The organism is Gallibacter intestinalis (assembly GCF_014982745.1).
Classification (GTDB): domain Bacteria; phylum Bacillota; class Clostridia; order Peptostreptococcales; family Anaerovoracaceae; genus Gallibacter; species Gallibacter intestinalis.
On sequence record NZ_JADCKA010000003.1, the window covers coordinates 112431 to 134525 of the forward strand.

Annotated in this window: 24 protein-coding genes; 19 read left to right on the forward strand and 5 right to left on the reverse strand. The window is 40.3% G+C overall.

Annotated features, from left to right (window positions below; genetic code table 11):
- Nucleotides 1–3: 3 nt before the first annotated feature.
- From INF20_RS03175 to INF20_RS03220, 10 genes are all read left to right on the forward strand, one after another.
- Nucleotides 4–1386, forward strand: coding sequence for an ATP-binding protein (locus INF20_RS03175; RefSeq protein WP_226384944.1), 1383 nt, complete (start codon nucleotides 4–6; stop codon nucleotides 1384–1386).
- A 266-nt stretch (nucleotides 1387–1652) separates the two neighbouring features.
- A complete protein-coding gene (locus INF20_RS03180) occupies nucleotides 1653–2540 on the forward strand; it encodes an aspartate carbamoyltransferase catalytic subunit (protein WP_226384945.1) in 888 nt (295 codons plus the stop codon).
- Nucleotides 2541–2570: 30 nt separating this feature from the next.
- On the forward strand, nucleotides 2571–3842 hold the full coding sequence (locus INF20_RS03185) for a dihydroorotase (protein WP_226384946.1): 1272 nt from the start codon (nucleotides 2571–2573) through the stop codon (nucleotides 3840–3842).
- A 1-nt stretch (nucleotide 3843) separates the two neighbouring features.
- Entirely contained in the window at nucleotides 3844–4911 is a 1068-nt protein-coding gene (gene carA, locus INF20_RS03190) for a glutamine-hydrolyzing carbamoyl-phosphate synthase small subunit (protein ID WP_226384947.1), read from the forward strand.
- 20 nt (nucleotides 4912–4931) lie between these two features.
- Nucleotides 4932–8132 carry a carbamoyl-phosphate synthase large subunit gene (gene carB, locus INF20_RS03195; RefSeq protein ID WP_226384948.1) on the forward strand — a complete coding sequence of 1067 codons (3201 nt, stop codon included), beginning with the start codon at nucleotides 4932–4934 and terminating at the stop codon, nucleotides 8130–8132.
- 34 nt (nucleotides 8133–8166) lie between these two features.
- Nucleotides 8167–8913 (forward strand): dihydroorotate dehydrogenase electron transfer subunit, encoded by a 747-nt coding sequence (locus INF20_RS03200; protein WP_226384949.1) that lies wholly within the window; start codon nucleotides 8167–8169, stop codon nucleotides 8911–8913.
- A 1-nt stretch (nucleotide 8914) separates the two neighbouring features.
- Complete coding sequence (locus tag INF20_RS03205; RefSeq protein ID WP_226384950.1) at nucleotides 8915–9823, forward strand: dihydroorotate dehydrogenase; 909 nt, start codon at nucleotides 8915–8917, stop codon at nucleotides 9821–9823.
- 33 nt (nucleotides 9824–9856) lie between these two features.
- Nucleotides 9857–10567: an orotidine-5'-phosphate decarboxylase gene (gene pyrF / locus INF20_RS03210; protein ID WP_226384951.1), complete on the forward strand. Its 711-nt coding sequence runs from the start codon at nucleotides 9857–9859 to the stop codon at nucleotides 10565–10567.
- 24 nt (nucleotides 10568–10591) lie between these two features.
- The gene (gene pyrE, locus INF20_RS03215) at nucleotides 10592–11269 is read left to right on the forward strand and encodes an orotate phosphoribosyltransferase (RefSeq protein ID WP_226384952.1); all 678 of its coding nucleotides are present in this window, start codon (nucleotides 10592–10594) and stop codon (nucleotides 11267–11269) included.
- A 15-nt stretch (nucleotides 11270–11284) separates the two neighbouring features.
- Entirely contained in the window at nucleotides 11285–11986 is a 702-nt protein-coding gene (locus tag INF20_RS03220) for a class B sortase (RefSeq protein ID WP_226384953.1), read from the forward strand.
- Nucleotides 11987–12048: 62 nt separating this feature from the next.
- Here the strand turns inward: INF20_RS03220 and INF20_RS03225 are convergent, their stop codons facing one another.
- Nucleotides 12049–13251, reverse strand: a complete 1203-nt coding sequence (locus tag INF20_RS03225; RefSeq protein ID WP_226384954.1) for a glycoside hydrolase family 3 protein — start codon at nucleotides 13249–13251, stop codon at nucleotides 12049–12051.
- A gap of 167 nt (nucleotides 13252–13418) precedes the next feature.
- Between INF20_RS03225 and lgt the strand changes: the two genes are divergently transcribed.
- Complete coding sequence (gene lgt, locus INF20_RS03230; protein ID WP_226384955.1) at nucleotides 13419–14162, forward strand: prolipoprotein diacylglyceryl transferase; 744 nt, start codon at nucleotides 13419–13421, stop codon at nucleotides 14160–14162.
- A gap of 37 nt (nucleotides 14163–14199) precedes the next feature.
- Nucleotides 14200–15294, forward strand: coding sequence for a redox-regulated ATPase YchF (ychF, locus tag INF20_RS03235; RefSeq protein ID WP_226384956.1), 1095 nt, complete (start codon nucleotides 14200–14202; stop codon nucleotides 15292–15294).
- Between the two features lie 149 nt (nucleotides 15295–15443).
- Here the strand turns inward: ychF and INF20_RS03240 are convergent, their stop codons facing one another.
- The 4 genes from INF20_RS03240 to INF20_RS03255 all read right to left on the reverse strand — a co-directional run bounded on the left by INF20_RS03240 (nucleotide 15444) and on the right by INF20_RS03255 (nucleotide 18914).
- On the reverse strand, nucleotides 15444–16559 hold the full coding sequence (locus INF20_RS03240; RefSeq protein ID WP_226384957.1) for a tyrosine-type recombinase/integrase: 1116 nt from the start codon (nucleotides 16557–16559) through the stop codon (nucleotides 15444–15446).
- A 168-nt stretch (nucleotides 16560–16727) separates the two neighbouring features.
- Nucleotides 16728–17120, reverse strand: a complete 393-nt coding sequence (locus INF20_RS03245) for a hypothetical protein (protein WP_226384958.1) — start codon at nucleotides 17118–17120, stop codon at nucleotides 16728–16730.
- Nucleotides 17121–17139: 19 nt separating this feature from the next.
- Nucleotides 17140–18192, reverse strand: a complete 1053-nt coding sequence (locus INF20_RS03250; protein WP_226384959.1) for a type I restriction endonuclease — start codon at nucleotides 18190–18192, stop codon at nucleotides 17140–17142.
- A 23-nt stretch (nucleotides 18193–18215) separates the two neighbouring features.
- Nucleotides 18216–18914: a helix-turn-helix domain-containing protein gene (locus INF20_RS03255; protein ID WP_226384960.1), complete on the reverse strand. Its 699-nt coding sequence runs from the start codon at nucleotides 18912–18914 to the stop codon at nucleotides 18216–18218.
- Nucleotides 18915–19059: 145 nt separating this feature from the next.
- Here INF20_RS03255 and INF20_RS03260 point away from each other — a divergent pair, with 145 nt between their 5' ends.
- From INF20_RS03260 to INF20_RS03290, 7 genes are all read left to right on the forward strand, one after another.
- The gene (locus tag INF20_RS03260; protein WP_226384961.1) at nucleotides 19060–19275 is read left to right on the forward strand and encodes a DUF739 family protein; all 216 of its coding nucleotides are present in this window, start codon (nucleotides 19060–19062) and stop codon (nucleotides 19273–19275) included.
- A gap of 147 nt (nucleotides 19276–19422) precedes the next feature.
- Nucleotides 19423–19602, forward strand: coding sequence for a hypothetical protein (locus INF20_RS03265; RefSeq protein WP_226384962.1), 180 nt, complete (start codon nucleotides 19423–19425; stop codon nucleotides 19600–19602).
- A 105-nt stretch (nucleotides 19603–19707) separates the two neighbouring features.
- On the forward strand, nucleotides 19708–19941 hold the full coding sequence (locus tag INF20_RS03270) for a hypothetical protein (RefSeq protein ID WP_226384963.1): 234 nt from the start codon (nucleotides 19708–19710) through the stop codon (nucleotides 19939–19941).
- Nucleotides 19931–20299 carry a hypothetical protein gene (locus INF20_RS03275; RefSeq protein WP_226384964.1) on the forward strand — a complete coding sequence of 123 codons (369 nt, stop codon included), beginning with the start codon at nucleotides 19931–19933 and terminating at the stop codon, nucleotides 20297–20299. Before INF20_RS03270 ends, INF20_RS03275 begins: the two co-directional genes overlap by 11 nt.
- Nucleotides 20299–20886: an ERF family protein gene (locus tag INF20_RS03280; RefSeq protein WP_226384965.1), complete on the forward strand. Its 588-nt coding sequence runs from the start codon at nucleotides 20299–20301 to the stop codon at nucleotides 20884–20886. Before INF20_RS03275 ends, INF20_RS03280 begins: the two co-directional genes overlap by 1 nt.
- Nucleotides 20864–21784, forward strand: coding sequence for a YqaJ viral recombinase family protein (locus tag INF20_RS03285; protein WP_226384966.1), 921 nt, complete (start codon nucleotides 20864–20866; stop codon nucleotides 21782–21784). Before INF20_RS03280 ends, INF20_RS03285 begins: the two co-directional genes overlap by 23 nt.
- Nucleotides 21738–22040: a hypothetical protein gene (locus INF20_RS03290; protein WP_226384967.1), complete on the forward strand. Its 303-nt coding sequence runs from the start codon at nucleotides 21738–21740 to the stop codon at nucleotides 22038–22040. Before INF20_RS03285 ends, INF20_RS03290 begins: the two co-directional genes overlap by 47 nt.
- Nucleotides 22041–22095 lie beyond the last annotated feature (55 nt).

The following is a 22095-nucleotide window of genomic DNA, read 5'->3' on the forward strand; positions in this document are numbered from 1 at the left end:
CATATGTTTATAGGCAGAGAGAAGGAATTAAAAACATTAGAAAATCTTTATGCCATGGACAACTTTCAATTTGCCGTAATTTATGGCAGGCGCCGTGTAGGCAAAACCGCTTTGATAAATGAGTTTACTAAAGATAAGGACACAATATTTTTCACGGGCGTAGAGACTAATGCAAAACAAAATCTGGAAAATTTTTCGAATGCGATAATGGAATATGCTACAGGAATTATGGCAAATTCATTATTTGCATCGTTTCAGTCTGCGTTAGAGTATGTGTTTGAATTAGCAAAATCCAAGAGGATAGTATTGGTTATTGATGAGTATCCTTATGTTGCCCGTTCGTCAAAAAGTCTTGCTTCGACACTACAATTGCTTATAGATAAAAATAAAGATAAATCAAAATTGTTTTTAATTCTTTGTGGATCATCTATGTCATATATGGAAGATCAAGTTTTAGCATATAAAGCGCCGCTATATGGCAGAAGAACTGCGCAACTTAAAATAACCCCGTTTAATTTTTTTGAAACATGCAGATACCTGAAAGGTTTTTCTGGTATTGATAAAGCAATCGCTTATGGAGTAATAGGTGGAACTCCTCAGTATCTATTGCAGCTAGATGACAGTCTTTCGATTGAAGCTAATATAAAAAATACATATTTGAATCCGGCGTCTTTTATATTTGAAGAGCCAAATAATCTTCTTAAACAGGAGGTAAGAGAACCGGCAATTTATAATGCGATTATTACTGCTATTGCAAATGGCGCTTCCAAAATGAGTGAGATATCAAATAAAGTAGGAGAAGCCACAAGCATTTGTTCTTCGTATATTAAAAACCTTATTGCTTTGGGAATAGTAAAAAAAGAAGCCCCTTATGGAGAAAAATCTAATCGCAAGACTATATATTCCATAGAAGACAATATGTTTAGATTTTGGTATAGATTTGTTCCTGAAAACTCTTCGATTATTTCTCATGGAGCGGTGGAACTTGCCTATAGTCGTATAGAACCTGAACTTTCATCATATATGGGTAGTGTTTTTGAAGAAATATGCAAACAGTATCTGTGGAAGCTTTTAGTTGAAGGAAAGTCACCTGTAATATTTAGCGAATTGGGACGCTGGTGGGGTACAAATCCAAAAACAAAGGCTCAAGAAGAAATTGATATAATGGGCTTGTACAAGAATAAAGCTTTGTTTGCAGAGTGTAAATGGACAAATGAAAATGTTGATGTTGGTGTTCTTGAAAAATTGATTGAACGGAGTAGTTTATTCCATTATGAGGAAAAATATTATTATCTGTTTTCTAAAACGGGTTTTACAAAAGGCTGTGTTGATAAAGCTAAACAAATTGGAAATGTAGCACTGGTTAAGTACAACGACATTCTATAAATTTCATCAATATTTCCGTCGCAAATATAGATAATTATAGACATAATTTATACACCCTCCGGCCTGTCGTAAATATTGTAAATATGCAGCGATTGTCCTTGTAAATTTCCGTGGTTATGGTAGAATATTTAAGATAAAAGGCCACGAAGACAACAGATAATGTCAGCCGGGCAATAACAATACATACAAAATCTGTAAACAGCTGAAAAAACAAGGTCTTTTTTTAAAAAATAAAGGACCTTTTTATTAGGTCGGAAAGGGACAAAATGAACAAAAACAGTTTGCTGAGAATTCGCGATTTATCCAAAGACGAATTGATGGGCATCCTGGAGGATGCGCAGGGTTTTGAAGTTTTACATAAAGATTGGCAATTACCTGAGAGTAAGTTAGTTGCTAATCTTTTTTTTGAGCCAAGCACAAGAACTCACTATTCCTTTGCTTCGGCAGAGTTGCAGCTGGGATGTAAGGTCGAAGACTTTACCGCAGAGGGCAGCAGCGTAGAAAAGGGAGAAACCCTTTACGATACAGTAAAGACCTTTGAAAGCATAGGTTATGAAGCCGTTGTAATAAGGCATAAAAAGGATGAATACTTTACTGAACTGGAAAATATAAATATTCCGATTCTCAATGCTGGAGACGGAGCAGGTAATCACCCTACCCAGTGCCTTTTGGATCTTTTGACTATATATCAGGAGTTTGGAAAATTTGAAGGCATTAAGCTGGCAATTATCGGAGATATTTCCCATTCCAGAGTTGCATCTTCCAATAAAGAGGCTATGGAACTTCTGGGCGGTGAATGTGTATTTTCCGGTCCGAAGGAATGGCAGAGGGAAGGCTGGCCGTATATGCCGATTGATGAAGCGGTAAAATGGGCTGATGTTGTAATGATGCTCAGGATTCAGAAGGAACGTCATGCCAGCGCTATGTCCATGACAGATGCAGAGTATTTGGCAAAATACGGACTCACGAAGGAAAGAGCAAAAACAATGAAGGAACATGCTATCATAATGCATCCGGCACCGGTAAACAGAAATGTTGAAATAGATACGGATTTGGTGGAAGCGCAAAATAGCAGGATATTTAAGCAGATGGCCAACGGAGTTCTGGTGAGAAAGGCAGTAATAAAGAGAGCCTTCGGAGTTAAGGAATTTTAAGACTGCCGCATTAAGGCACAGGAGAAGCTTATGAAACTGATAAAAGGAGCAACAGCTCTTTTAGACGGACAACTAAAAAAAGCGGATATTCTCTTTGATGAAAAAGGCATTTCAAAAATAGCGGAAAACATCAGCGAAGATGTGAATGAAATAATTGACGGAACCGGTTTAACAGCACTGCCGGGCCTCATAGACGTTCATGTTCATCTCAGAGAACCGGGAAACGAACACAAGGAAACAATTAAAACCGGAACTATGGCTGCTGCTGCCGGAGGATTTACAACGGTAATGGCAATGCCTAATGTGGTACCGTTTCCCGATGATTTGGAAACCGTAAGAGAATATAAAAAGCTTATAGATAAAAACGCTGTCGTAAAGGTGATTCCTTACTGCTGTATTACCGATGCCGAAAAGGGCAGTAGCGTAGTGGATATGAAAGCCCTTGCGGCGGAGGAAATGAGATATTTCAGCGATGACGGTGTCGGAGTTCAGAAGGACGAAGTCATGGAAGAAGCTATGACAAAGGCCTCAGAAATCGGAGCAATGATTGTTGCCCACACCGAGGATATGAAATATAGAAAGCCAAAGGCCTGTATGCATGAGGGTAAGGCTTCGGAAAGATTGGGGCTTATTGGAATACCAAGTGAATGCGAGTGGGTTCAGCTTAAAAGGGACCTCGAGCTGGCAGAAAAGACAGGGGTAAAGTATCACTGCTGTCATATGTCCGCAAAGGAAAGCGTGGAACTCATCAGAGAATATAAAGCAAAGGGCTGCGATGTTTCCGGAGAAGTTGCAGCACACCATCTGCTTCTCACCGATGAGGATGTCAAGGGTCCAAACTGGAAGATGAATCCGCCTCTCAGAACCGAAGAGGACAGACAGGCGCTTATAAAAGGACTTCTGGACGGAACCATCGAATGCATAGCAAATGACCATGCACCTCATACAGAGGATGAGAAGGCAAAGGGAATGGAGGAAGCGCCTTTTGGTATTGTTTCCATTGAGACAGCTTTCCCGTTGCTTTACACAAGATTCGTAAAAGAAGAAAAAGTTATGGATCTTTCAAGCCTAGTGGCATTGATGAGCACAAATCCGGCAAAAAGATTTGACCTGGGCAAAACAGGAGAACTTAAAGAAGGATATGAAAGCGATATCATACTCGTGGATTTTGAAAACGAGTTTGAGATAGATAAAGAGAAATTCCTTTCCATGGGAAAGAATACGCCTTTTGATGGATATAAGGCGTACGGCAAAGTGAAAAAGACCTTTGTGAAGGGTGAACTGGTATATAAGGAGGACTAAGATGAAACGATTACTGATTTTGGAGGACGGAAGCGTTTATGAAGGCATCGGCTTCGGCGGAAATGATTTCAGAATTGGCGAGCTGATATTCCAGACGGGAATGTGTGGATATCAGGAAACTATTTCCGATATGTCTTACTACGGACAGATTATTATGATGACATTCCCTGCAATAGGCAGCGTGGGCATCAACAGAGATGACTTTGAAAGCATGAATCCGCAGCTGTTCGGGTTGGTTGTTAAAGAATACTGCGATGCGCCGAGCAACTTCAGAAGCGAGATGACAATTGACGAATACATGAAGCTCAAGAACATACCGGGCATCTGTGATATAGATACAAGGGAAATTACAAGAAAGATAAGAGACAACGGCGTAATGAAGGCTGTAATGGCCGATGAAGGTGCCGATGTTGATAAAATAGTAAAGGAGCTTAAGGAAGCTAAGGATGTTACAAACGGCGTAAGCGTTGTTTCTGCGGCAAGACCTTATACTATCCCTAACAGAGGCGGCCATAAGGTTGTGCTTCTTGATCTTGGAGCAAAATACGCCCTCATAAGAGAGCTTAACGCAAGGGATTGCGACATCGTATCAATGCCTTACGATGCAAAGATAGAGGATATCATGTCAGTTAATCCGGACGGAGTAATTGTTTCCAGTGGCCCGGGAGTTCCTGATTACATACCGCAGACTGTTGAAACAGTTAAGCAGATTGCGGCTAAAATGCCTGTGCTTGGCATAGGCCTCGGTCATCAGGTAGTGGCTCAGGCAATGGGAGCCAAGGTGAACGAAATGAAATTCGGACATCACGGCAACAGTACGCCAATAGTAAATCTGGAAAAGAACAAGGTGGAATTTACAGCGCAAAACCACAGATTTGATGTGGATGAGGAATCCATGAAGGCTGCAGGTCTGAAGGTTACTCATAGAGCATTAAATGATAAGAGCGTTGAAGGATTTGTACACGAAAGCCTTCCTGTAATGGGAGTTCAGTTTAATCCTGAAGCAGCTCCAGGTGCCGATGACACCATGTACATATTCGATCAGTTTATAGAAATGTTGAGCAAGTAAGATAAGGAGCGTGTGAGGAAATGCCAAGAAGAGAAGATATAAAAAAGATTTTAGTTATAGGCTCCGGTCCTATAGTAATAGGTCAGGCAGCAGAATTTGACTATGCCGGAACACAGGCATGCCAGTCCCTAAAGGAAGAGGGATATGAGGTAGTCCTTATAAACTCCAACCCTGCCACAATCATGACTGACACCGTAGTGGCAGACAGAGTGTATATCGAACCTCTGACACTGGACTTTGCCAGCAGAATCATCTATAAGGAAAGACCGGATGCCATTTTAGGCTCCCTCGGTGGACAGACAGGACTTAACCTGGTTGTTGAACTGGCGGAAACAGGTATCCTTGAAGAATACGGCGTTGAAGTTTTAGGTACAGCCCTTGATGCCATCGAAAAGGCAGAGGACAGAGATAAGTTCAGAGAGCTGATGTTTGAAATTGGCGAACCTGTTCCTGAAAGTGTTATCGTTCATACCACAGAGGAAGCGCTGGAGTTTGCAGCAGGAAACGGATACCCTGTTGTAGTTAGACCTGCCTTTACCCTTGGTGGTACAGGCGGCGGATTTGCCCACAACGAAGAAGAACTTTCTACAATTTGCGAAAACGGACTTAAGATTTCACCGGCTCATCAGTGCCTTATCGAAAAGAGCATCGCCGGATACAAAGAAATCGAATACGAGGTAATGAGAGATAATGCGGATAACGCCATCGTAGTCTGCAACATGGAAAATGTTGACCCGGTAGGTGTTCATACAGGTGACTCCATAGTAGTTGCTCCTACTCAGACTCTTACAGACAGAGAGTGCGGCATTATGAGAGCTTCTGCTCTTAAGATAATCAGAGCTCTTAAAATCTGCGGAGGATGTAATGTGCAGCTGGCACTGGATCCTCAGTCCTTTAAATATTATGTAATCGAAGTTAACCCTAGAGTATCAAGATCTTCTGCTTTGGCTTCCAAAGCGACAGGATATCCTATCGCTAAGCTGGCAGCTAAGGTTGCAGTTGGTCTTACTCTTGATGAAATCATAAATCCGGTAACAAAGACAAGTTACGCTTGTGCAGAGCCTTGCATCGACTATGTTGTTGCCAAGTTCCCTAGATTCCCATTTGATAAGTTCCCTAAGGCGGACAGAAGTCTGGGAACTCAGATGAAGGCAACAGGCGAAGTAATGTCCATAGGCAGAACCTTCGACGAGGCTATACTTAAAGCGGTAAGATCTCTGGAAATGAAGACAGACCATCTGCTCAAGGAAGATGTTGAAAAACTTTCTGATGAAGAACTGTGGGCAAAGCTTAAGGATAGCGACGATGAAAGAATCTATGTTATAACTGCTCTTCTGAGAAGAGGAGCTTCCGTAGATGATATCTTTGATATTACGGAGATGGATAGATTTTTCCTTAACAAGTTCAAATCCATTGTTGAATACGAAAAGGTAATCGCAGCAAACAAGATGGATGTAGACGTGCTGAGAACAGCAAAGAAGAGAGGCTTCTCTGATTCGTACATCGCAAGAGTATGGGGTGTTGATGAAAGAGAAATTTATGACTTCAGAAAAGAAAAGGGTATTACTCCTGTTTACAAGATGGTAGATACATGTGCCGGAGAATATGTTTCCAACACACCGTATCTGTATTCCACATACGAACACGAAAACGAATCCATCAGAAACGACCATAAAAAGATTATCGTACTTGGTTCCGGTCCTATCAGAATCGGACAGGGTGTGGAATTTGACTATGCAACTGTTCACTGCATAAAGACACTGCACGAATGCGGTTATGAAGCCATTATTATAAACAACAATCCAGAAACTGTATCTACAGACTACTCCATTTCCGACAAGCTGTATTTTGAGCCTCTGACAATTGAGGATGTAATGCATGTAATCGACCTGGAGCAGCCTCTTGGAGTAATCGTTCAGTTTGGTGGACAGACAGCAATAAACTTGGCGGACAAGCTCGTTGAAAGAGGAGTAAAGATTTTGGGAACTTCTCTTGAAAACATCGACAGAGCAGAGGATAGAAAAGAATTCGAAGAAATGCTTAAAAAGCTGGATATTCCTCAGCCTACAGGTGATACAGCCTTTGAAGTTGAAGAGGCTGTTAAGATTGCCAACAGAATCGGTTATCCTGTGCTGGTAAGACCATCATATGTACTTGGCGGAAGAGCCATGGAAATCGTACATAACGACGAAGATTTGAGAGTATATATGGCAACTGCCGTAAAGGAAATCAGCCACGATGCTCCAATACTTGTGGACAAATATATCGTAGGTAAGGAATGCGAAGTAGACGCCGTATGTGACGGTAAAAACGTATTCATTCCAGGCATCATGGAGCATATTGAAAGAGCTGGAGTGCATTCCGGAGACTCCATTTCCGTATACCCAGCGCCTACGCTTTCTGAAGATGTTAAAAAGACAATTGCTGATTATGCTATCAGAATCGGTAAGGGATTTGAATTTATCGGACTGTTTAATATTCAGTTCATAGTTGATGCGGATAACAAGGTTTATGTACTTGAGGTAAACCCTAGATCCTCAAGAACTGTTCCTTTCCTCAGCAAGATTACAGAAGTGCCTATGAGCCATGTGGCTACAAAGTGCGTTCTTGGACATTCCCTTGCTGAGCAGGGATATGAGGAAGGTGTTAAACCTGAAGGCAGCAGATACTTTGTAAAGGCTCCTGTATTCTCATTTGCAAAACTGAGAAGCGTTGATACAACCCTCGGCCCTGAAATGAAGTCCACAGGAGAAGCTCTCGGAAGCGACATAACCTTGGAGAAAGCTCTTTACAAAGCGCTTCTTGCCAGCGGTGTTAAGGTGCCTCTCAGAGGAAATGTGCTGATTACCGTTGCCAACGAGGATAAGGAAGAAGCATACAAGATTGCAAAGAGATTTTCCGATATTGGATATGGTATCTATGCTACAGCGGGAACAGCTAAATATCTCAAGGATAAGGGACTGTATGTAAGAGAAGCTGCTAAGGTTAACGACGAAGGAAAGAACAATGTCCTCGATATTATCAGAAGAGGTCGCGTAAACTATGTGGTTAACACAATGAGCGAAGATAAGAACACAAGTCTTGATGGCTTCTTGATCAGAAGAGTATCAGCGGAAAACAATATAAGCTGCTTTACTTCTCTGGATACAGCAGAGGCAATCCTGGGAGTTGTGGAAGCTCAGAACTTTACGACTATTTCCATGAACGAAATGGAAGGTTAATCAGCTTAGAGCATATAAGGTTAGGAGAAAAATTATGCAGGCGGCAGATGTCCGTGTTACGGAAAATATAAAAATCGCAAAGGATACATACAAGATGACCATGGAATGGGAAAAGTCTAGCACCATGAGACCGGGACAGTTTGTTAATGTTCAGGTCGACGGCTTTATGCTCAGGCGTCCGATTTCCATTTCACTGGTACCAGACAGAAGACATTTTGTAATCGTATATAAAATCGTAGGTGAGGGTACGGCTAAATTAAGTCAAGTTAAAGCCGGGGATATCATAAATATTTTCGGACCGCTGGGAAGCAGCTACCCAATCCACGATGATACCGACAGTATACTGCTCATAGGAGGGGGAGTGGGAGTACCTCCCCTTCTTGAGCTTGCTAGAGTATACAAAAAAATCCGAATGAAAACTTATGTGGTTCTCGGTTTTAACGACGGTGAGTCGGTATTTTATGAAGAAGAATTTAAAAAACTCGGCTGTGAAGTGTATGTGGCAACAATGGATGGCAGCTATGGTGTTAAGGGTACGGTAATGGATGCTATCGAAGCTGCGGATATCGACAGTACATTTGTATATTGCTGCGGTCCAGTGCCTATGCTTAAGGCTGTAGAGGCAAAATACACAAAGGGATACATGAGCTTTGAAAGTCGCATGGCATGTGGCATGGGCGCGTGTATGGCATGTGTGGCTAAGGATAAAAAAGAGGAAAATATGTATCACAGGATCTGCAAGGAAGGACCTGTGTTTCCTATAGGAAAGGTGGATTACTGATATGGATCTCAGAGTGAAACTTCCAGGTCTTGATTTGAAAAACCCGATTATACCTGCCAGCGGCTGTTTTGGCTTCGGCAGGGAGTTCGCCGAGCTTTACGACCTGAGCAAACTGGGTGGTATAGCCATAAAAAGTGCCACTCCGGAGAGGCGTTTTGGTAATCCTACACCGAGGGTTGCAGAAACTCCATCTGGAATGCTTAATGCCATAGGCCTGCAAAATCCTGGAGTTGACGAAATAATAGAAAAAGAGCTGCCGTGGCTAGCAGGTTTCGACACGGAAATTATAGCCAATGTGGCAGGAGCCACTGAGGATGATTATGTTACTGTTATCGAAAAGCTAAACGATAGTCCGGTGATAAAGGCATATGAGCTTAATATAAGCTGCCCTAATGTAAAGCATGGTGGCATAGGACTTGGCACAAAACCGGAGCTGGCAGCAAAGGTTACGGCTATGGCTAAAAAGGCTGCTAAAAAGCCTGTGTATGTCAAGCTCAGTCCTAATGTAACTGACATAGTGGAAATTGCAAAGGCTGTGGAAGAAGCCGGTGCAGACGGTCTTGTGCTTATCAATACGCTGATGGGCATGCGAATAGATCTTGCCACAGGAAAGCCTATCATTGCTAATGTAACAGGAGGACTTTCGGGCCCTGCCATTAAGCCGGTTGCGGTGAGAATGGTATATCAGACAGCCCAGGCAGTAAACATTCCTATTATAGGAGTTGGAGGAATAACCTGTGCAGAGGATGTGCTAGAATTTCTGTATGCGGGAGCTTCTGCTGTGGAAGTTGGAATGTACAATTTCGTAGATCCTTATTGCTGCGTAAAAATAATAGATGAGCTGCCAAAAGTGCTAGAAAAGTACGGTTTTTCCTCTGTAGGAGAAGCTGTTGGCAAAAGTTTTAGATAGATAGTTTCAGTGGATTTTTAAAGGAGCTGGAAAATGGGAAGAACGATAATCGCTCTGGACTTTTCTTCCGTTGAAGAGGTCAGAGATTTTCTTAAAGGCTTTAATGAGCCTGTGTATGCAAAGATTGGTATGGAATTGTTTTATGCCTGCGGAGCAGATGTGGTCAGAGAAGTTATAAGCATGGGACATGAGATATTCCTTGATCTTAAGCTTCACGACATTCCTAATACGGTAAAGGGCGGCATGAAAAACCTGGCAAAGCTGGGAGTTTCCATGGTTAATGTTCACTGCGCAGGCGGAAGCAAAATGATGAAGGCGGCTATCGAAGGCCTTGAGGAAGGGGCAGAGGAAATGGGAGCATCAGGTAAAAGACCTCTTTGCATCGGTGTAACCCAGCTGACATCCACTTCCAAAGAAATGATGAACGATGAACAGGGAATTCCGGGAGATGTGCAGGATTGTGTTATAAGATTTGCAAAGCTTGCCAAGGAAAGCGGCCTTGACGGTGTTGTTTGCTCTGTGCACGAAGCAAAGGCAATACATGAGGCTTGTGGGGATGATTTTTTAACTGTAACTCCGGGTATAAGACTGGCAGGAGACAGCGCAGACGATCAAAAGAGAATTGCAACCCCTGAATTTGCAAAGGAGAAAGGCAGCGACTATATAGTTGTGGGCAGATCCATAACCGGTAGCGATAGTCCATCTGAAACATACAAAATGATTGAGAAGATAATGCAGGGTTAGATACGACCGTGGGGAGGATTTAACATGGAAGCATATAAAAAAGAGTTTATTGAATTTATGGTTGAAAGTGAAGTTCTCAAATTTGGAGAATTCACTCTTAAAAGTGGCAGAAAGTCACCGTTCTTTATGAATGCAGGAGCTTATGTGACAGGTAGTCAGTTGACTAGACTGGGTGAATATTATGCAAAAGCAATACATGAAGAGTTTGGCGATGACTTCGATGTACTGTTCGGACCAGCATATAAAGGGATACCTCTTTCTGTAGTAACGGCTATGGCTTTTCATAAGCTGTACGGCAAGGAAGTCAGATACTGCTCCAACAGAAAGGAAGTAAAGGATCACGGTGATACAGGCATATTGCTAGGGTCAGATCTTCACGATGGAGATAAGGTAGTAATGATTGAGGATGTTACGACTTCAGGAAAATCCATAGAGGAAACATATCCAATTCTTAAGGCTCAGGCTGATGTGGATATTAAGGGTCTAATGGTTTCTCTCAACAGAAATGAACACGGAAAATCAGCAGATACGACGGCTTTGGAGGAAGTCAGCAAGCTGTACGGATTTCCTACGGCAGCAATAGTTTCCATGCCTGAAGTGATGGAATATCTCTACAACAGAGAAGTTGCCGGAAAAGTGGTCATAGATGATAAAATCATGGATGCTCTTAAAAGCTACTACGATGAATACGGTGTTAAATAAACGGAGACAGGAAATATGGGTAAGGTAAGAAAACTATTATTTGTCATATGTCTGATAGTATTTTTAGTTTCTGCTTTTATGTTGGCAAAATACTTCTATACGGGGCATGTGGTGCAAAAGGAGTTTAAACAGCTGGAGGAAGAGTATTCCCTTGAAGAACTTTATGCTGAGAACAGCGATACCTTCGGCTGGGTTAAAATAGAGGATACAAAGCTATCGTATCCAGTGATGTTTACGCCTGTGGATAGCAACGATCCGGAGTTCTATCTGCGTAAAAATTTCCAGAAGGAATACAGCGCGGCAGGAACACCTTTCTTGGACGGCTACACGGATTTGGAAAATTCACTTAACTGGACAATTTACGGACATCATATGAAGGATGGCACAATGTTCAGAACTCTGCTGGATTATGATGACGAAGGCTTTTATGAACAGCATCCTGTCATTGAGCTTGACACTGTAGACTATGGCAAGCACAGATATCAGATATTTGCCTTCGGTAAAACCGACGCTTTAGCAGAAGGCTTCAATGTGTATAACTACATTAATGTCACCGATGAATATACATATAACGAATATGTAAGAGGCCTTAAAAACATGAGCAAGTACGATACGGGAGTAACACCTCAGTACGGACAGAAAATCATAACACTGTCCACATGCTCATACCACAGCGAGGAAGGCCGATATGTTGTGGCAGCTGTGGAAATAGAATAAATGAAACAAATTATAAATCCCACCAATTGACATGAGAGTTGGTGGGATTTTTGTAGTTATGCTTATTCTATAAGTCCGCTGTCAAATTTGAGGGACAGTATTCTTTCGACACTTTCGTCTATTCGTGATTCGGAAATTCTTCCGCTTTCAACGGCCTCTACGAGGGCACTTTGGTAATGTTCCAAGTTAGGAGGCATAAGAAGTATATCCATTCCTGCTTCCACTGCCATAACTGCAGCATCCGCATTGTAATAGTAATCCATAATTGCACCCATGTTCATGGCATCTGTTATGGCTACGCCGTCAAAATCCAGGTCATTACGAAGTATATCAACAATCTCTTTGGACAATGTCGCCGGAGTGTTGTTGCCAGTGACTTCTGGAAGGGAAATGTGTCCAACAAGCACACAAGGTATACCGTCATCTATAAGCCTCTGGAAAGGCTTAAATTCAATTTCTTCAAGGCGGTCCATGTCGTGATAGGAGGCTGCTGCTCCTGCATGGCTATCTGTTGCTGTATCACCGTGGCCTGGGAAGTGTTTAGCTACACCATTGACGCCGGCTTCTTTAAGCCCTGTAGCAAAGGCTGAGGCCATATCGGAAACTGTATCAGGGTCGCTTCCATAGGCTCTGTCGCCTATAACAGGATTATTTGGATTTGTGTTTACATCGGCAACTGGTGCAAAGTCAAGATTGATACCGAGGAATTTTAGAGTTTTACCTATGGAATTTCCTGAGCTTTCGGCAGTTTCCGTATCACCATTCATGTCGGCTGCAGGCAGCACTGAATCATGGGGGATGGTGCTGTTGTCAAGACGGGAAACTATACCGCCTTCCTCGTCTATACCTATCAGCATCGGAGTATCTGCATTGGACTGCATGTCGGATATAAGCTGTTTTGTGGTATCGTAATCGGACATATTTTCGGAGAAGAGAATAACTCCGCCTAAATGGTACTCTGAGATATCTGAGGCGATACTATCATTTATGGATGTAACGGGATTGCCGTTGCCGTCGAAACGGAAATCGGCCATCATCATTTGTCCTATTTTTTCTTTAAGACTCATATCTGCCATTATCTCTTCTATACGCTGTTCTTTGGCGGTGGCAGAATCTGTTTCTTCAGCTTGCTGTTCTGTTGCATTTTCTGCATTTGAGTTTGCATTTTTGGTGTTATCCTTCTGTCCGCAGGAGGTCATGACAAACACGCATAAAAGTGCTGTAATAAGAAGCAACAAGGATTTAATTTGTATTCTTGTTATCATATTTTTCCTTTCAAAAAAGACCACCTTTGATATACAAAGATGGTTAAAATAAATTTCGCTTAAGTATATATTTTTTTAGTGCTAAAGTCAAATTGCTAAAGAGCTGTAAAAATAGTATAATACATCGGTGTGATAACAAAAATAATAAGTGAGAAAGGCGGTATAAAATGCCGAATCCAATAGCGTTCAGTATCTTTGGAATAGATATAAGATGGTACGGCGTGCTTATTGCAACGGGGATGATTTTAGCGGCTGTGATAACCTATGTCAGAGCACCAAGACACGGTATAGAAAGGGAAAACATCCTCGATATAGTGCTGATATCAATACCAGTGGGAATAATAGGCGCTAGAGCATATTATGTGATTTTCAGCTGGGATTACTATGGTGCACATCCAGATCAGATACTTAACTTCCGCGGTGGAGGACTTGCAATACACGGCGGATTGATTTTTGGATTGCTTGCCGCATGGTTTGTATGCAGACATAAGAAAATTAGCTTTATAAATGCTTTAGATTTGGCGCTTCCGACGGTAGCATTGGCTCAGGCCATAGGTAGATGGGGCAATTACTTTAACGGAGAAGCCCACGGAGGGCCGACGAATTTGCCATGGGCAATAACAGTAGATGGTATAAAAGTGCATCCGACATTTTTATATGAATCCATCTGGTGTATAATTATATTTGCGGTACTTATTTTAATTGATAATAAGCCGCATTTTGCAGGCAAAATAGCTTGCCTTTACGGTATACTTTACAGCGCCGAAAGGTTTTGCGTAGAGGCATTGAGAACGGACAGTTTGATGATTGGACCTTTTAAACAGGCACAGGTGCTAAGTACTGTTGTCATACTTTTGTGTTTTGCGGCGTATATTTATCTTAAAAAGAAAAATGTTGTTTTAAACAGGTAAAACCTTTGAAATAAAATATATATGAGGAGATGAAATTATGAAGCTGGGAATCGTGGGACTTCCAAATGTGGGAAAGAGTACCCTTTTTAATGCCATAACAAAGGCAGGAGCAGAATCTGCCAACTATCCGTTTTGTACAATTGAACCAAATGTGGGAGTGGTAGCTGTACCAGATGAAAGACTTAATGTTTTAGGGAAGGTATACAATACAAAGAAGATAGTTCAGACTGCCATTGAATTTTACGATATTGCAGGACTGGTGAAGGGAGCCTCTAAAGGGGAGGGACTTGGAAACAAATTCCTCGGTCACATAAGAGAGGTTGAAGCTATCGTTCATGTGGTAAGATGCTTTGAAGACAGCAATATTGTTCATGTGGATGGCAAAATAGATCCGCTAAATGATATTGAAACCATAAATCTTGAGCTTATTTTTTCTGACCTTGAGCTTTTGGACAGAAGAATACAGAAGACACAGAAGAACCTTAAAGGCGACAAGAGCCTGCAAAAGGAATTGGATATATTAAATAAGGTGCATGCTTTTCTGGAAACTGGCAAATCCGCAAGAGCCATGGAACTGGACGATGACGAGAGGGAATTTGTAAAGAGTCTTGATTTGTTGTCCTTTAAGCCTGTGATATATGCGGCAAATGTTTCTGAGGATGAGGCTGCAGGAGCCGAAGATAATGACATGGTAAAGCAGGTCAGAGAATTTGCTGCCACAGAGGGCTCTGATGTTATAGTTATTTGTGCAAGACTTGAAGAGGAAATTTCTCAGCTTGATGATGAAGAAAAGGCTATGTTCCTTGAAGAGCTGGGAATTAAAGAATCAGGTCTTGATAAGCTGGTAAAGGCATCCTACAGATTGCTTAATCTTATTTCTTTCCTTACTGCCGGAGAACAGGAATGCAGAGCTTGGACAATAATAAACGGCACTAAGGCACCTCAGGCGGCAGGGAAAATACATTCTGACTTTGAAAAGGGCTTTATCAGAGCGGAGACTATTGCTTACGATAAGCTTATGGAATGTGACGGCAGCCTTGCAACAGCAAGAGAAAAAGGGCTGATTAGATCTGAAGGCAAGGACTATGTGGTAAAAGACGGAGATGTGATGAACTTTTTATTTAATGTGTAGAAATCTATAGAAACATTGAAACCGCTTAAGTGTGTTGAAATTACTACATTTAAGCGGTTTCTGTTTGTTTCCACCTTCTCCAAGATTTACCCCTATTTTGCACCATTTTTCAAAAAATCTGCACCAATCTTGCACCCAATCTGCACCAATCATGTGAACATCTGCTCCATCTTCTGCACGACTTCATCTTGTGCTTCCTTAAAGACATCTTGGTATATATTCATAGTAGTAATGACATTCTTATGCCCGAGCATAGCCGATACCGTTTTAACAGGTGCGCCGCTTTCGAGTGCTCTGGTTGCCCATGTATGCCTTAATGCATGCACTCCGTAATATGGTATTTCTAATTCAGCGCAAACCTTTTGCCATCTCCTGCGAGTATTCGCTGATGTGATAATTCCATATCGAGTGTTTGGGACAACAAGATTTCTATAATTGAGTGATTTGTCATACGAAGCATAAAACCCTCTCAAAACCTTATTTTGGCTGTCAGATATATGTATAGTACGCATACCGGCATCTGTTTTTGTGCGGTTTTGAATGATAGGACTGCCGTGGAGCTCTACAGAGATTTTATTTATATCTATAGTGTTATTTTTTAGGTCTACATCATCCCATGTCAAAGCAACCGCTTCACCAAATCTCATGCCAGTGGTAACAAGCAACCAAAATATCCAATATAACTGACCGTGACTTAAGGTGTAATCGATTATCTTTTTGTTTTCCTCGAGTGTATAAGCTAAAACCTTTTTGGGCGGTCTTAATTTATGCAACTCCACTCCAATATGCGGATTTTTATTTATAATACCTTCTAAAACGGCGAAATGCAGTATTTTCTTAAATTGAGACGAAAGAGCGTTAACTGTAGAGTGTGAGTATTCTTTTTCTTTATAATTTTTCCCGGTTTTACTTTGGAAAATGTTAGCATAGTTTTCCTCTATCATAGACCTTGTGAGTTCACAGACTTTTATATCACCAAAAGTAGGTAAAAGGTGATTATTGAGCATTGCTTCAAGGCGGATATAAGACTGTTCTGATAGTCTTTTAGATGCAACTCTTCTTAGGTATGCTTCTGTTAGATCTGAAACAGTTACATCTGACGGATTAGATAAATTCCCTCTAAAGTAATCTGCTTGACACTCTGTAATCTTACGGCTTACCTCTCCTTTAGTGTCTGCGGTAAAAGAGAAACTCTTACCATCAATTCTGAATTGTCCACGCCACTTTTTACCTCTCTTGTATATCGTTGTATTTCCGTTCTTCATGGTATCAACCTCCAATTTTGGATACAAAAATAACAGCCTTTGTATTTTGGCTGTAATGTGATACAATGAAATTGCGAATTTCGGCATGTACCACAATACAGCCGAGGGTCATTCTATATGGATGGCCCGTTTTTTATTTGATTTTTAACTGTGACAATTTGTCACGGATTATTTAAACTCTAAACCATTGAACGCTTCAATGATTTTATTATCGGCATCGCCTGAGAATACTAATACAATACCGTCTTTATATGCCGCTGCGGTTATAACTCCGTTGCCATCTACAATGTCTTTATACTCACTTGAATCAGCATCAAACTGATATAACTCAACGGTACCATCATTGTACTCTTTTCCTGCTGTAGCCCCTATCATTTCATAAAGAGTATCGCTGCCACCTGTCAGTCCCAATTCTTCTGCTACTGCATCAATGGATTTTTCAATTTTAGCACTTTCTTGGGTTGTAGCTTCTTTTGTGTCCGAATCTCCAGAACCGCCGCAGGCCGTCAATCCGATAGCCACTACAGCTACTAACATAAGTGACAAAAATTTCTTTTTCATGTTAAATCCTCCTCAATTCTTATAAATATCGTTTACAAGCTGCAATGATGATATCAGCATGTTTATAAAGGTCGTCTATACTGTCGATATCATAACGAATATCATTTTTATTCTCATCTGGCACAGTAAAATACTGAACACCATCTAAATGTATACGGCATATCCATTTACGATTGTTATCATCTAATAACACTCCGAAATACGACTGTGTATCTCTATAGAAAATTCTATCAACATTTACAACCTTACGAAGAATTGATTTGACGATTGCATATGCTTCTAATTCGGCGATTGTAGTATTTATCTTACTCTTCTTTTCTTCTGAAGTGTCAACCTCTGCTTCTTGACGCTCTTGTTGTTCGTTATCATTTAATGCAATTTTCAATTTTTCATTTATTTTGTCATTGATATATTGTTGTATAACCTTTTTAACTATAGGTGTGAAATTATCTACAACCTTTTGAGTTTTAACACCATCATAAATATCGTTTATTATCAATCTGACAAAATCCGCCGATGGTTCTACAAATTCACCATCTATCCAGTCCTTTACGAGTTTTCCATATTTTAAATTTTCAGCTGAATTTAATATGTTATCTATATCTAAAATCTCTTTTGAGAATTTAGACAATTCAACAATGTCTCGCTCTTTTAATTTCAGAAGGTTTATATCTAAAAAAGGAACGGTGTCCATCTTGTTGATATCTTCTAAATCTGTGAAGAATTTATATTCTATTCCGTTTGTCAATATCGCAAACTTAGCCGTAGTAGTACTAAAGTATCTAAATAATTGAGAAGTGTATTTAGTTATGTTGGTATTACAAGGCTTGCACTCAATAAGAATAACAGGATCACCATCAATCACAATAGCGTAATCAACCTTTTCTCCCTTTTTTATACCGACATCGGCGGTATATTCAGGGATAAACTCAAGTGGATTGAATACATCATAACCGAGCATTTGAAAGAAAGGCATGATTAACGATGTTTTAGTAGCTTCTTCTGTTTCAATAGTATCCTTCAAATTTTCAATGCGTGTGATAAACTCCGGTAGTTTCTCTCTTAAATCCATTTTGCTTCCTCCCTCTTTGATATCTAAAACGACGCTCTTAATTCAACAACTTTTCCCGATATAGTAATTGGTAAATTTTCAACCTCTTCATTCGTGTAGAAGTGCGGTTCGTAAACTATCGGATTTAATGCTACAAGGGTGATTCCGTTATCATGTTTTAACACTTTTTTCATTGTAGCTTCATTGCCATTTACAAATACTACTGCAATATCTCCACTCTCAACATCTGGTTGTACACGTACTATTACGATATCACCATCGCATATTCTTGGCTCCATGCTTGAACCTTTAACTTTTAAAGCATAATGTTCACCCTTAGCGGCCATATCAAGCGTTATATCTTCATATCCTAAAACATTTTCATATGCATCAATTGGCATGCCTGCTACAATTTCACCAAGGATAGGTATTTTGTAAGAATCTGTCTTGTACTGATAAGGAGATAATGGCTCCATAACGCGTTGATCCACAACATTGTCGAAATCGTAAACTTGTGACCTTTCCATAGGAACATCATATCCAAGTAACCAAGCCTCGTTGATATTTAAAGCGACAGAAATAGTATAAATCCTATCATCTTTCGGTTTTGCATAGCCACTTATATATTGAGATATTGATGATTTAGGAATACCTGTTTTATCTGATAAATCTTGCTGAGTAATATTGCGTTTAGATAACGCTATTCGTAATCTGTCTTTTAATGTTTCAGACGGTTTATTCATCAGGAACACCTCCAATGTAGTTTAATTATAATGGAGCAGTTTAAAATAATCAATAAAAAAGTTTAAGAAAATTAAATTGAAACGTTGACAGGCGAGTTTAAAAATGGTAAACTTTTATCATCCAAAGAAAGAGAGGTGATAAATATTGGCTTTTGATTATTCTAAGTTGAGAGGGAGAATAGTAGAAAAATATGGCTCACAGACTGCATTTGCAAAAGAATTTGGAATTTCTGAAAATTCGTTTTCGCTGAAAATGAACAATAAATCAAAGTTTAGTTCTGATGATATAGTGAAAGTAGTAGAACTGTTAGATATTCCAAAGTCAGAAGTAGGCATATATTTTTTTACCCCTAAAGTTTAAAAAAATTAAACCGAGTATAAGAAAGGAGCAGAGATGAAAAAGATACTAATTGAAGTTATTATCCCGGCAATCGTTAGCGTTTTGACCTCAGTTATTATCGTCCTATTGGTCACAAGGTGATAAGAAAGGTAGGTAGAGGAGGAAACTATGAACATTTTAAATTTTAACGCCTTATATGAAAAATACGGTGGAACAATAAGTAAAAAAGCACTGACAAAACTTTTAAACACTAAAGGTTGCCCGGTGCTTCCGAGAGAAAAATATCAACCATATAGAGTATTTGAAGATGAATTTGACAAGTGGCTAAGGAGTAGGAGGGTGCAATGATATTAGAACTACTAATGATTATAGGAGTTATCAGCGGAGTGCTGATAGCAGGCAATGCGATATTTGGGAGAATATTTGATAGGGAGATGGAAAGGAGAAGTGAAGATGACTAATCAGAAGCTAAGAGAACTGTGCATAAAAAACAATTGGTTCACTTGGGGTAGTAATGAACAATATAAAAAACTGTTCGACTACAACTATAATGGAGCATTTATCAGTCAGTTAGCAGTTATGATATGGATTTGCTCTGATGCAGAACTGGATGATATTACAAGGAAATTAGAAGAAGCAGAGGAAGAATGGCAGAGAGTGCAGGAGGTTTGCGAAAATGAGCAATAAAAAAGACGGCATTACGCCGCCAATAACCCAAGAACAGTATATCAAAAGTGAAGAAATAAGTAAAGAGTGCAGATTCGAGAGTTATATTCAGCACCCTGTAAGATATGACGAAATACTCAATGCTCTGGGCGATAGTCTAATGACTGCAAGGATGATAGGCGATAAGCTTGGATATTCAGATTTAAATGCAGTTAAGCCGAGACTGTCAGAACTGAAAAAGCAAGGCAGAGTAATGGTAGTTGATAAGGTCAAAGATAATGTGACCGGGAGGAATGTGTCAGTATTTAAAGCTGTGAATATTACAGAGCAGATAGACGAGAAGATACAGGAAGAGTACAGAAACGGAGGTAGTTGTTGATGAAAGAGTTATTGCAGATACAAAGTGAATTAAAAGCACCGAAAGGGCAGTATAACTCTTTCGGTAAATATAAATACAGGTCGTGCGAGGATATCCTCGAAGCGGTCAAGCCTTTATGCGTTAAACATGGAGTTATTCTCACGCTATCGGACGATATCGTTCAAGTAGGAGATAGGTATTATATCAAGGCAACTGCACAGCTCTCAAAAGAAGGTTGCACAGATGTATCAGTCACAGCGTATGCAAGAGAAGCGTTAGAAAAGAAAGGTATGGATGATAGTCAGATTACCGGAACGGCATCATCGTATGCGCGTAAATACGCTCTCAATGGATTATTTTGTATTGATGATACGAAAGACGCTGATACAGACGAATATGCAAAAAAGACAAAATCAAAAGACAGTAGTGCATCAAATAAAGAAGCATGGAGAGAAAAAGTAATTGAAGCAGCCAAAACAAAAGGAATCGACATGAAAGAGGTTGCTAAAGATTATAAGTTAAACAGCACGACTACAGCAGATCGCTTTAAAGAAGTATACGAAGATTTAATCAGGGAGGATAACGATGCAGGATGTAACGAAGGATAGAGATAAATATATAGGCGGTTCAGATATTCCAATCATTATGGGACTGTCACCGTTTAAGACAAGATTTGAACTGGCACAGGAGAAAGCCGGGATAAGAGAAGATGACTTCAACGGCAACGAGTATACCGAGTACGGAAATTATATAGAGCCGATAATAAGACAGTATATAAACGAAAAATACGGATATAACTTCGTTGAGGACAAAATCATCAACGGCAATATCAGATACCATGCAGACGGCAGAGATGCAGGAAGAAGTACAACACTTGAAGTGAAGAGTACATCACAGATACACACCGATTTAACAGGATATAAAAAATATACAGTGCAACTTGCTTTCGGCATGGACCAGTTCAAAGACAAGCATGGCCTGCTTGCAGTGTATGACCGGCCGGATGATTTTAGCGAGGAGTTCGACCCAAAGAGATTACAGATATTCAACATTGAAAGAGAAGATGTAGATGAAATGCTGCTATTGGAAATAGATCCTGCAGTTACAAATTTCGTTAAAGATATTGAGAAACTAAAAGAAAATCCATTTATGACAGAAGAAGATTTACAGCCACACGATATAACACGATGGTTTGACAGGGTAACAGCTCTCGAAGGTCAGATGCTTGCTTTTAAAGATTTAGAAAAACAGTACAAAGATGCTAAAGAGAATCTAAAAAAAGCAATGGAAGACCACTGTATCAAGAAATGGACTACCAACAACGGCACTCAAATAACGCTTGTGCCGGACGGAAAAGACACAACGATAGAAGTGTTCGACGAAAAGACTTTCGTCGCTGAAAATCCCGAAATGGCTGAAAAATACATGATTGAGAAAACGAAGAAAGGTAGGACTGGATATGTCAGAATTACGCCACCAAAAGACAGGCTCAATACTGCAGGATAAGAAAGAATGCTATGTCACCGGAGTAACGAAGTATCTCCACAAGCATCACATTTTTGGCGGTGCTAACAGAGATATATCAGAGCGAAAAGGATTCTATATATATCTTACTCCGCACTGGCATAACATGGGAGACCAGGGCATTCACTTTAACAAGGAATTTGACTTAAAAGTTAAAAGAGAGTGTCAAGCAAAATACGAAGAAACGCACAGCCGTGAGGAGTTCATGGCATTGATAGGAAGGAACTACTTGGATTAGTTATTAAGCGGTGGGACACCCTCTTTATTCATTGATAACTTATGTTGTTTGACTC

Excerpts from the sequence above, each read along its gene's own strand:
- INF20_RS03245 (WP_226384958.1), bottom strand. The coding sequence starts at position 17,120 with ATGAAAAAGAAATTTTTGTCACTTATGTTAGTAGCTGTAGTGGCTATC.
- INF20_RS03225 (WP_226384954.1), bottom strand. The coding sequence starts at position 13,251 with ATGATAACAAGAATACAAATTAAATCCTTGTTGCTTCTTATTACAGCA.
- INF20_RS03205 (WP_226384950.1), top strand. The coding sequence starts at position 8,915 with ATGGATCTCAGAGTGAAACTTCCAGGTCTTGATTTGAAAAACCCGATT.
- INF20_RS03250 (WP_226384959.1), bottom strand. The coding sequence starts at position 18,192 with ATGGATTTAAGAGAGAAACTACCGGAGTTTATCACACGCATTGAAAAT.
- INF20_RS03280 (WP_226384965.1), top strand. The coding sequence starts at position 20,299 with ATGAAAGAGTTATTGCAGATACAAAGTGAATTAAAAGCACCGAAAGGG.
- INF20_RS03275 (WP_226384964.1), top strand. The coding sequence starts at position 19,931 with ATGAGCAATAAAAAAGACGGCATTACGCCGCCAATAACCCAAGAACAG.
- INF20_RS03270 (WP_226384963.1), top strand. The coding sequence starts at position 19,708 with ATGACTAATCAGAAGCTAAGAGAACTGTGCATAAAAAACAATTGGTTC.
- INF20_RS03185 (WP_226384946.1), top strand. The coding sequence starts at position 2,571 with ATGAAACTGATAAAAGGAGCAACAGCTCTTTTAGACGGACAACTAAAA.
- INF20_RS03290 (WP_226384967.1), top strand. The coding sequence starts at position 21,738 with ATGTCAGAATTACGCCACCAAAAGACAGGCTCAATACTGCAGGATAAG.
- INF20_RS03265 (WP_226384962.1), top strand. The coding sequence starts at position 19,423 with ATGAACATTTTAAATTTTAACGCCTTATATGAAAAATACGGTGGAACA.
- INF20_RS03255 (WP_226384960.1), bottom strand. The coding sequence starts at position 18,914 with ATGAATAAACCGTCTGAAACATTAAAAGACAGATTACGAATAGCGTTA.
- INF20_RS03240 (WP_226384957.1), bottom strand. The coding sequence starts at position 16,559 with ATGAAGAACGGAAATACAACGATATACAAGAGAGGTAAAAAGTGGCGT.
- ychF (WP_226384956.1), top strand. The coding sequence starts at position 14,200 with ATGAAGCTGGGAATCGTGGGACTTCCAAATGTGGGAAAGAGTACCCTT.
- INF20_RS03200 (WP_226384949.1), top strand. The coding sequence starts at position 8,167 with ATGCAGGCGGCAGATGTCCGTGTTACGGAAAATATAAAAATCGCAAAG.
- INF20_RS03175 (WP_226384944.1), top strand. The coding sequence starts at position 4 with ATGTTTATAGGCAGAGAGAAGGAATTAAAAACATTAGAAAATCTTTAT.
- lgt (WP_226384955.1), top strand. The coding sequence starts at position 13,419 with ATGCCGAATCCAATAGCGTTCAGTATCTTTGGAATAGATATAAGATGG.
- carA (WP_226384947.1), top strand. The coding sequence starts at position 3,844 with ATGAAACGATTACTGATTTTGGAGGACGGAAGCGTTTATGAAGGCATC.
- pyrF (WP_226384951.1), top strand. The coding sequence starts at position 9,857 with ATGGGAAGAACGATAATCGCTCTGGACTTTTCTTCCGTTGAAGAGGTC.
- carB (WP_226384948.1), top strand. The coding sequence starts at position 4,932 with ATGCCAAGAAGAGAAGATATAAAAAAGATTTTAGTTATAGGCTCCGGT.
- INF20_RS03220 (WP_226384953.1), top strand. The coding sequence starts at position 11,285 with ATGGGTAAGGTAAGAAAACTATTATTTGTCATATGTCTGATAGTATTT.
- INF20_RS03180 (WP_226384945.1), top strand. The coding sequence starts at position 1,653 with ATGAACAAAAACAGTTTGCTGAGAATTCGCGATTTATCCAAAGACGAA.
- INF20_RS03285 (WP_226384966.1), top strand. The coding sequence starts at position 20,864 with ATGCAGGATGTAACGAAGGATAGAGATAAATATATAGGCGGTTCAGAT.
- pyrE (WP_226384952.1), top strand. The coding sequence starts at position 10,592 with ATGGAAGCATATAAAAAAGAGTTTATTGAATTTATGGTTGAAAGTGAA.